The sequence below is a fragment of the Ornithinimicrobium sp. genome, assembly GCF_051004135.1.
In the GTDB taxonomy this organism is placed as follows: domain Bacteria; phylum Actinomycetota; class Actinomycetes; order Actinomycetales; family Dermatophilaceae; genus Ornithinicoccus.
In genome coordinates this window covers 1-7081 of sequence record NZ_JBPCKQ010000106.1, presented here as the reverse complement: position 1 = coordinate 7081, position 7081 = coordinate 1, and the positions used below count along the sequence as shown (strand labels likewise).

Below are 7081 nucleotides of genomic sequence, written 5' to 3'. Positions count from 1 at the left end.
TCGAGGAACGAGGGAGCGACGATGCCGTCGTAGACCACAGTGTGTCCGCGGGCGGCCAGCCCTCCGGCTGATGCCGCTGCGCCCTTGACCACCGTCTCGTTCTGCTGCTGGGCCTCGGGTCTCCACGGTGCGATGTGACCCTGGTCGATGAACCGGAAGAAGGCATCCCCGGGGACCATGGCGCTCGGCTCAAACATGCGGGTCACGATGTGGGCCACGGTGGTCTTGCCCGCCCCTGGCGGCCGGTGACGCTGACAAGATCAGACACGTCGGCCATCATGTCTTATCCGCTTAGGGGATGATCGGACTGAAGATCAACACCTGTCAGAGGAGGCAGTCGTCGTGATCATCTGGATCAACGGGGCTTTCGGGGCCGGCAAGACGACCCTGGCCCAGCAACTTCATCAGCGGATCCCCGAGGCGCTGGAGTTCGATCCAGAGTATGTCGGCTATCTGCTGCGCAAATGGGTGCCCATGCCCAGCAGCGGTGACTTCCAGGACATCCGACTGTGGCGGACATTGGTCGCAGACTTCGCCATCGGCATGGCGCAGGAGTTCCAGAGACCGCTGATCGTGCCGATGACGCTCATCCACCCCGGCTACCGCCGCGACGTCTTCGAGCGCATCCAGGAGGCTGATGTGCGACTGCTGCACGTCTTTCTCGAGCTGCCGGCCGAGGAATTGCGGCGACGCATCCAAGCCCAGGTTCTGGACGCCGACGACGCGGCCGCGGATGCCGCCGCGCGAGCCTTTCGGCTGGCGCACGTCGAGCGTGGGGTAGCCACCCCGACCTGCCGACGGGCACCCTGGTGTTGCGCACCGATCACCACACCCCAGAGCAGTTGGCCGAACTGGTCCTGGTTCGCGCCCGCGAGATGGTCAGCTGCAGGCCCCAGCCCCGAGGCAAGTCAACGCAGCGACAAACCGGCGCGTGGTCATGCAGATGGACCTTCGAGAGCCTCGGGCTGGAGTTGCCCGCGGCTGGCAGGCAGCGACACACGCTCAGGTGACTCCTCAGTGTCGACCCTTTTCGAACCGAGAGACCGCTCCAACTTCGTGCTCAGACGAAGGTTCGGAAACGTGCAGTCAGTCCTCTTCCGGACGGGCACCGCGGCGGTCATGGGCGGGAGACAGGCGGATCCCGGCGCGGGACAACTGTTTGGGCCCGTTCGACGTCCGGCCGATGCCGAGCTCGCTTCCCGCCCCCCGGCTGGTCAGGGCCGCCGGCGGGCTACGACGGCAGTAGTGGTGACGCCTTCGTGCATGACGTCGGCGCGGTGCTCATCGAGTGCGGCCCGCAGGGCGTGCGCATTCCCGCCGGCGCGTTCGTCCTGGAGTGCGTCAGGCGCCAAGACGCTGCCCAGATGGCCGAGCACCCAGTCAGTGTCGACCTCGTAGCTGGCCTGCCAGGTGGCGACGTGCACATCCAAACCTAGCTCCTGCAGCGCTTCAACCCGCTTGTCCAGGGTGGCAGCGTCACTGCCGCACCGCCAGGACGCAGTATCTTGGCGCACGCCCGAAGTGCCACGGTCTCGTCCATCCAGTGCAATGCATTCCCCACCACCACTGCCCCCACCGATCCAGCCAGTGACGCCGCCAACATCGGCAGGTCACCGTCGTCGCCAAGCACGCACATCACGCCTCCCTCGCGCCGGGCGTGCAACCCAGCCAGCATCTGCGGCTCAGGGTCGATCCCGACCACAACCGCGCAGTGCGCCGACAGCGGCACCGCCAGCTGGCCGGTGCCGCATCCCAGATCGATCACCACGTCGTCCTCGAACAGACCCATGAGAGCCGCCAGCTCCCGCGCTTGCACAGCGGGAAGGTCCCGGCGGTAGCGCGCGTACAGCCGGGCCGTTTGGCCGGTGAAGTCAGGCTTCATCGGCACAACATAATCGGCCAACACCGCCCGTGCGCTGAAGCGAGTTGACAGTTCGGGCGCGGGACAGCCGTCCGAAACCATGTTCACTGCGGGCGTGGCACGATAGCTCACGAGCACCACCGTTTCGAGCATCCGAGAAGCCAGGCTCCCACTTCCGCCGCGGTCGCTCGCTCGGCGGAGTTGCGCGTCAGCGGGACCAGTGCCGACCGGGTGGCGAATCAGTCGGTAGGCAGGTCGAGCACTACGGTGCCCCTGTGACCGTAGAAGTGCAGCGTGACGAGCGCGGTGGATTCGTCGTCCTGCGCGACGGGCACCCACAGTCCTACGTCGACCTGGATGACCCACAGCTGCTCGTCTTCGACTACGTGCAGCACCTGGCCTTGGCGCTGGACACGCTGCCGCCGGGGCGGCTCGCGGTCACCCACGTCGGCGGTGCAGGACTCACCCTGCCCCGCTGGGTCGAGCACACCCGCCCCGGCTCGCCGCAGATCGTCCTGGAGCCCGACGAGGAGCTGACCGCCCTGGTCCGCCGGGAGCTCCCGCTCCCCCGTCGGCACCGCATCCGCGTGCGGCCGGTGGACGGTCTGAGCGGACTGTCCGAGTTGCGCGACGACTCGGCCGACGTCGTGGTGATCGACGCGTTCGACGCCGGTCGGGTCCCCGCCGATCTCACCGGCACCGATATGGCGCAGCAGGTGCACCGTGCTCTGCGAACCAGCGGGCTGCTCCTGGTCAACCTCGCCGACGAGCCGGGGCTGCGCCACGCCGCGCGGGTCGTCGCCACCGTGCGGACGGCTTTGCCGCACGTCGCGCTGATCGGAGCCACCGAGGTGGTCAAGGGCCGCCGGTTCGGCAACGTCGTGCTGGTCGCCGGACAGCAGCCGCTGGACGCGGCGGAGCTGTCGCGCCGAGTCGCCCGGTCGGACTTCCCGACGACGTTCTGGGGCAGCGCCAGGACCGCGCGCTGGGCTGCCGGGTCCGCGCCCTTCCCGGGCGTGGGCGAGTTCTCTCCCCCACCGCCGGACCCGGGAGCCTGGCGGCGCCGGTAGCCCAAGCGACCCGCACGGCCGTTAGGTTAACCGGTGTGCACACGGCATACCTGGATCACGGCGGGCCGATCCCGCTTGCCCACCGAGGATTCTCCCGGGACGGGCTGGAGAACTCGATGGCCGCCTTCGCGGCGGCGGTCGACCTCGGATTCTGCTACGTCGAGACTGATGTGCACACCACCCGCGACGAGGTCGTCGTGGCCGTCCACGACGCGAGCCTGGACCGGGTCACCGACCGTGCGGGCGAGATCGCCGGTATGCCGTGGCGCGAGGTGCGCACCGCCCGCATCGGCGGCGTCGAGCCGGTGCCCACCCTGGAGGAGCTGCTCGGCACCTGGCCGGACTTGCGGGTCAACATCGACATCAAGAGCCCCGGCGCGATCACCCCCACGGTGCGAGTGATCGAGCGGGCCAGGGCGCACGACCGGGTGTGCATCGCGTCGTTCTCCGACCGGCGTCGCCGCGAGACGCTGCGCCGGATGAGCCGACCGGTGGTGACCTCGGCCGGTCAGGCCGTGGGCGCCGCGTTCCGAGCTGCGGCCACCCTGCCCGGACCGGCGCGGCGCTGGGGGGTCGCCCGGGCACTGCGCCACGTGGACGGGCTGCAGGTGCCCGTGCAGCACTCGGGGCTAGCGCTGGTGACACCGGCGACGGTCGCCGCCGCCCACGGGGCCGGCGCCTTCGTCCACGTGTGGACGATCAACGATCCCGACCAGATGCACCGACTGCTCGATCTCGGAGTCGACGGTCTGGTCAGCGACCGCGCCGACCTGCTCAAGGACGTCCTGGTCGCGCGCGGCCAATGGTGCTGAGGGGAGCTCGCCGCTCACCCGCCATGCGCGGGCTCAGTCGCACCCGGTGAAGCGCCACAGCGAGGCCCGGCCCCCCTGGTCGACGAACTCGAAGCCGGAGCGATCGGTCAGGACCGTGCGCAGCCCTGGGGTCGCCTCCTCCCACTTGGCGCCCTCGCTGAACGTCAGCTGATCGGCATACACATGCGTGACTCCCAGCTCGCGCACCGCCGCGCAGACGGCAGGGTTGCGATACCACTCATCGAAGTCCTGGGCGAGCAGCATCCGTTGCGGCGAACCGCTGATGGGCGTCAGCTGCGGATAGACCACCTGCACGTCGCTGCGAGCCAGCAGGTAGGGCGAGCCGGCAGTCGGCTCGCCCAGCACCACGGCATCGTCGGGCAGCGTCTCCGCCGCCCGGTCGACCATCGCGATCTCCTCCTGCTCCAGCATGGTCCCCCACGCGATCGGCCAGGTGCTGTAGGTCGAGGCCATCACCTGGGTCTGGGTGGACCAGCGCAACCCCGAGGTCAGCGCGACGATCCCGACGATCAGCGCCGCCGTGGCCACCGACACCGACACCGTGCGCCACCGCGCGAGCCGGTGCGCCAGCCAGGCCCCCGCTCCGGCGGCCAGCATGATCGCCGGGATCAGCAGCAGCTGGTTGATCCGGGAGGCCTGGGTGTACCAGAAGCCGGCCAGGATGCGCGCCGAGCTCTCGGGCGGCCCGGCGGCCAGCAGGGTCAACAGCGCGCAGGCGACCAGCGCCACGACCAGCCATCGGGCGTGCCTCCATCGGACCGCCAGGACGATGCCGGTGAGCACCAGCGCCGTGACGACGAGGTTGACCGAGGTGATCTCGTAGACGTAGATCAGCGGGTGGTCGATCAGCAGCGCTCCGATGCCCGGCCAGTACGTCGGCTGCCCACCCCGCTCATAGCTGACGATCGAGGCCACCGGCGGCGAGGAGAGCACCAGGACCGAGCCGACCACGACGATGACGGTGAGAGCCGTTGCCACCAGGGTGAGACTCCACGGGTGACCGCGACGCCAGTAGCGCCGGCCCTGCCGGGCCAGCAGCACGATCAGCAGGGGACCGGCGAGCAGCACCAGCGAGAAGAGCCCCGAGCCGTGCGAGAGGACGACGCCGGCCACCGCCCACAGCAGACCGATTCCGTATGTCGTGTGCAGCCGCCAGCCGAGATCGTGCCGGAGCCAGGTGATCCCGAGGGCCAGGGTGCCGGGCAGGCAGGCGACGGACAGCGCGAACGGCCACACCCCCAGCATCGACACCGCGACAGCCGGGAAGGTCACGTAGGTGGCGGCGAGCACGGGAGTGAGCACCAACGGCAACGCCATGGTCGGCCAGACCACCCGGGCCAGCGCCACCAGACCGCCGATCCAGATGACCGAGCCCAGCACCATCGAGGAGGCGTTGGCCGCCTCGGTCACCCGCTCGAAGCCCGGGGCGACGGCCACGATCCCGTGCCACACCGCAGGGTAGTAGGGCGCGGCGGTGTCGGCATACATGGGTGCAAGGCCGCCCAGGCTGGAGGCGTTGCCGGTGTCGCGGATGAACCACAGGGCGTTGAGGTGATAGACCGTGTCCCAAGCCTGCGGCGGCTGGTCGGCGTGCCGCATCCCGGTCATCATGGCCGCGGCCAGCACTCCCCCGCCGAGCGCCCAGGTGGCGGCCAGCCAGCCCCGCTCGGGCCGGCGCAGCTCCCGCCGGCCGGCAACCGCTACCGCGGACGGGTGGCCGAGCACGCCGAGTCCGCCACCGGTCGCCGCGGCCAGCACGACCGCGACACCGAGCGCCGCTGCGAAGGTCAACAACGTCCAGGGCAGCCCGAGCCAGCCGTAGAGGATCGCGACCACCCCCGCGTAGCCGGAGACGACCGCCGGACCGGCCCCCCACGCGACCAGCCCGCGCACCCCCAGCAGCCGGAGCACGGCATACCCGGGCAGGGTCCACAGCGCTGCCATCCCGACGAGGCCGGGCAGCACGGTCCACCAGCTCATGAGCCCCGCGTCTCGCCCCCGCCGATGGTCAGCCGCGGCACCCCGGCGAAGCGGGCCGGGTCGGTGACGCGCCGACCGTCCAGCAGCAGCCGCAGCCCCGGGAGGTCCTGCGTGCCCAGCTCGGCGTAGGCCGGGTGGTCGGCCTGCACGATGGCCAGGTCGACCGGCTCGCCCAGGTGGTATGGGGTCCAGCCGTAGGCGATGAGCTCGTCGTCGGCATACATCGGGTCGTGCACCAGCACCTGCGCGCCCCGGTCGGTCAGCGCCGCGACGGTGCCGAACACCCCGGAGAACGCGGTCTCCTTGACCTTGCCGCGGTAGGACGCGCCGAGCACCACGACGCGCAGCCCCTGCAGCGGGCCGAGCACGTCGGCGGCGCGCTGCACGGCATACTCCGGCATCGCGGCGTTGGCCTCGCGCGCGGCGCGGACGACCGTCGCGTCGGGGTCGGTGGACAGGTAGAGCCGCGGATAGACCGGGATGCAGTGCCCGCCGACGGCGATGCCCGGGCTGTGGATGTGGCTGTAGGGCTGGGAGTTGCACGCCTCGATGACCCGCTGCACGTCGATGCCGACCTCGTCGGCATAGCGCGCGAACTGGTTGGCCAGGCCGATGTTGACGTCCCGGTAGGTCGTCTCCGCGAGCTTGGCCATCTCGGCGGCCTCGGCGCTGCCCAGGTCCCAGACCCCGTTGGGCCGGGGCAGGTCGTCGCGGAGGTCGAAGTCGAGCACCGCCTCGTAGAACTCGATCGCCGCGGCGGTGCCGGCCTCGGTGAGCCCGCCGACCAGCTTGGGGTAGCGACGCAGATCGGCGAACACCCGCCCAGTGAGGACTCGCTCCGGGGAGAACACCAGGTGGAAGCCCTCGGGGGCACCCTCGGTCAGCCCCGAGATCTGCTCGATCATCGGCTTCCAGCGGTGCCTGCTCGTGCCCACCGGCAGGGTCGTCTCATACGAGATCAGGGTGCCGGGGTGCAGGTGCTCGGCCAGGCTCCGGGTCGCCGAGTCCATCCAGGCGAAGTCGGGCTCCCCCGTGGCCTCGTCGACGGACAGCGGCACCACGAGCACCACCGCGTCGGCGCTGGGGATGGCCTCGGCATACTCGGTAGTCGCCCGCAGCCGGCCCGCCGGGACCAGCTCGGCCAGCTTGTCGGCGAGGTGGTCCTCACCGGGGAACGGCTCCCGCCCGGCGTTGACCTGCTCGACCACCGTGGCGTCGACGTCGACCCCGATCACCTGGTGCCCGGCGTCGGCAAACTGCACCGCCAGGGGCAGGCCGATCTTGCCCAGCGCGACGACCGCGATCTGCATGGGTGTCCTTGTCGTTCGGGGATTGCC

Annotated in this window: 6 protein-coding genes and 2 pseudogenes; 3 read left to right on the top strand and 5 right to left on the bottom strand. The window is 70.5% G+C overall.

Annotated elements, in window-relative coordinates; translation table 11 throughout:
• Positions 1 to 197 (bottom strand): annotated as a pseudogene (locus tag ACR2FV_RS06075) (ATP-binding protein); the annotation flags it as partial.
• Positions 198 to 342: 145 nt separating this feature from the next.
• On the opposite strand from ACR2FV_RS06075, the pseudogene ACR2FV_RS06070 reads away from it, so the two are divergent.
• Positions 343 to 684 (top strand): annotated as a pseudogene (locus ACR2FV_RS06070) (AAA family ATPase); the annotation flags it as partial.
• Between the two features lie 530 nt (positions 685 to 1214).
• On the opposite strand, the gene ACR2FV_RS06065 reads toward ACR2FV_RS06070, so the two are convergent.
• Entirely contained in the window at positions 1215 to 1430 is a 216-nt protein-coding gene (locus ACR2FV_RS06065) for a hypothetical protein (protein ID WP_434014799.1), read from the bottom strand.
• 2 nt (positions 1431 to 1432) lie between these two features.
• The gene (locus ACR2FV_RS06060) at positions 1433 to 2014 is read right to left on the bottom strand and encodes a class I SAM-dependent methyltransferase (RefSeq protein ID WP_434014798.1); all 582 of its coding nucleotides are present in this window, start codon (positions 2012 to 2014) and stop codon (positions 1433 to 1435) included.
• A 122-nt stretch (positions 2015 to 2136) separates the two neighbouring features.
• On the opposite strand from ACR2FV_RS06060, the gene ACR2FV_RS06055 reads away from it, so the two are divergent.
• Together ACR2FV_RS06055 and ACR2FV_RS06050 are read left to right on the top strand one after the other, a co-directional pair.
• Positions 2137 to 2931, top strand: a complete 795-nt coding sequence (locus ACR2FV_RS06055) for a spermidine synthase (protein WP_434014797.1) — start codon at positions 2137 to 2139, stop codon at positions 2929 to 2931.
• 35 nt (positions 2932 to 2966) lie between these two features.
• Positions 2967 to 3743, top strand: a complete 777-nt coding sequence (locus tag ACR2FV_RS06050) for a glycerophosphodiester phosphodiesterase family protein (protein WP_434014796.1) — start codon at positions 2967 to 2969, stop codon at positions 3741 to 3743.
• A gap of 33 nt (positions 3744 to 3776) precedes the next feature.
• On the opposite strand, the gene ACR2FV_RS06045 is transcribed toward ACR2FV_RS06050, so the two are convergent.
• Together ACR2FV_RS06045 and ACR2FV_RS06040 are read right to left on the bottom strand one after the other, a co-directional pair.
• A complete protein-coding gene (locus tag ACR2FV_RS06045; RefSeq protein WP_434014795.1) occupies positions 3777 to 5744 on the bottom strand; it encodes a DUF6541 family protein in 1968 nt (655 codons plus the stop codon).
• Positions 5741 to 7054: a nucleotide sugar dehydrogenase gene (locus tag ACR2FV_RS06040; protein ID WP_434014794.1), complete on the bottom strand. Its 1314-nt coding sequence runs from the start codon at positions 7052 to 7054 to the stop codon at positions 5741 to 5743. The genes ACR2FV_RS06045 and ACR2FV_RS06040 overlap by 4 nt, the downstream gene beginning before the upstream one ends.
• Between the last annotated feature and the right edge of the window lie 27 nt (positions 7055 to 7081).

What these genes read in the sequence shown, in the direction of transcription:
- ACR2FV_RS06060 (WP_434014798.1), bottom strand. Translation starts at nt 2,014, where the DNA reads ATGCTCGAAACGGTGGTGCTCGTGAGCTATCGTGCCACGCCCGCAGTG.
- ACR2FV_RS06045 (WP_434014795.1), bottom strand. Translation starts at nt 5,744, where the DNA reads ATGAGCTGGTGGACCGTGCTGCCCGGCCTCGTCGGGATGGCAGCGCTG.
- ACR2FV_RS06040 (WP_434014794.1), bottom strand. Translation starts at nt 7,054, where the DNA reads ATGCAGATCGCGGTCGTCGCGCTGGGCAAGATCGGCCTGCCCCTGGCG.